We start from the raw sequence: 1559 nt of genomic DNA on the forward strand, positions 1-1559 counted from the left end.
CACCCCACACCCTGCCACCACCGAAAAACTTTTTCAGCAGACCCTACTTATTACTGTAGTTTGGTATGGGCTTTTTTCTCATAGGTGCGTTCAAATTTTCTGCGGGTGTAATTGGCGGCGATCGCTATTGCTAAAGCCAAAATTGCGAAAATAAGGGCAGTAATTTGATAGATAGACTGATTTGGGGATAAAATTGCCAGTAAAACTAATAATATACCCATTAAAATCGCAATTTGTTTAGTTTTTACCATGTTTTCATGGGCATCGCTACAGGTGCGACAGTGGACAGTGTGACGAGAATAGCGATCGAGGGGTAAAGGATCGGATAAATCGATCGCCGTTGTCCGCTGGCTGGTGTAGCCTTGATAGTAGGGGAAAGAGTCCCCATAGCGATCGAACCATTGACGTAACTCAATCACCAAGGCATCGGAACTTTTTAAGGGTAAGTATAATTTTTGTAAACTATCTCTTGACTTTTCCACCATTTGCTGCTGACTTTGAATTAAAGGTAGATCATCTTCGAGGATGCGACTTTGACGCAGATGTTCCAACCAGCGCCAACGGTATTGACGGGAGTTAACGGCAAAATTTTGGTAACGTCGCATCAGTAAGCGAGAACGACCTTGACTGAGAGAAATCCCGTATAAAGCCAATCCAGCACACCAATGGGGATTAGGCAGAGCAAAACGATAATGAACGAGATTAGGGGCTATAAAATCCAGATATTTCCAGCTTTCCTGCGGATTGCGGCTATTGCGCCACTGACTGCGAATTCCCCGCGCCGAGATTTCGAGGATTTGGAAGGCTAACGGTTGAGCATTTTCCCGTTTTGCCCCGAATTCGCTGCGATCATGGCTAATATTAACATGGGCGGGATCGAGGAGATTTTCGAGTAAATAGCCCTGTTCATAGGGAAAATCGATGACATAATCGGTATGGACACAATTGGGGTCTTCTAGGTCTTTGATGATAGGAATATCGCTTTCTTTCGCTGTTTCCTCTTCTCCTAACCAAACCCAGAGGACTCCCTGACGTTCCACCACCCCATAGGATTTAACCTTGGCATTGCGGGGAATCGGGGTATTGACTGGCAGTTGGGGAATATGGGAACATTTTCCATCCGTCTCGAACTGCCAACCATGGTACAAACATTCTAAACGACCAGCGATCATCTGTCCTGTGGAGAGTTTAGCCAAGCGATGGGGACAGCGATCAAGCAAACAGCCCCATTTTCCCTGCTGATCGCGAAATATTAGCAATGGTTGCCCATAAAGAGAGAAAGAGTAGGGATTTTTTTGCCAATCCTGCACGAATAACACAGGATACCAACAATTTTGGTAGTGAAAATAGTCATCCCTAGGGAGGGGTTGAGATTGATCAGTGCTTGTCATGGGGATGAGAGAGAAAAAATATTGATCTTGACATCCTCGCCGCCGTAAAACGGACGGCGATTCCCAAACCTCACGATTTGAGTTTCTGCTTCTTTCCCGAAGGATTTTTCGCACCTGCCTTAACAGATTTACTCTGTTCTGGTCTTATGGTCGCTCTACAGACTGACA

1 protein-coding gene is annotated in these 1559 nt (G+C 45.4%); it reads right to left on the minus strand.

All coding sequences use genetic code 11. The features are described from left to right. Positions 1-50: 50 nt before the first annotated feature. Entirely contained in the window at positions 51-1391 is a 1341-nt protein-coding gene (locus O9290_RS04130; protein WP_288086741.1) for an aromatic ring-hydroxylating dioxygenase subunit alpha, read from the minus strand. Positions 1392-1559 lie beyond the last annotated feature (168 nt).

The sequence above is a fragment of the Microcystis sp. LE19-41.2A genome, assembly GCF_027530405.1.
Taxonomy (GTDB): domain Bacteria; phylum Cyanobacteriota; class Cyanobacteriia; order Cyanobacteriales; family Microcystaceae; genus Microcystis; species Microcystis aeruginosa.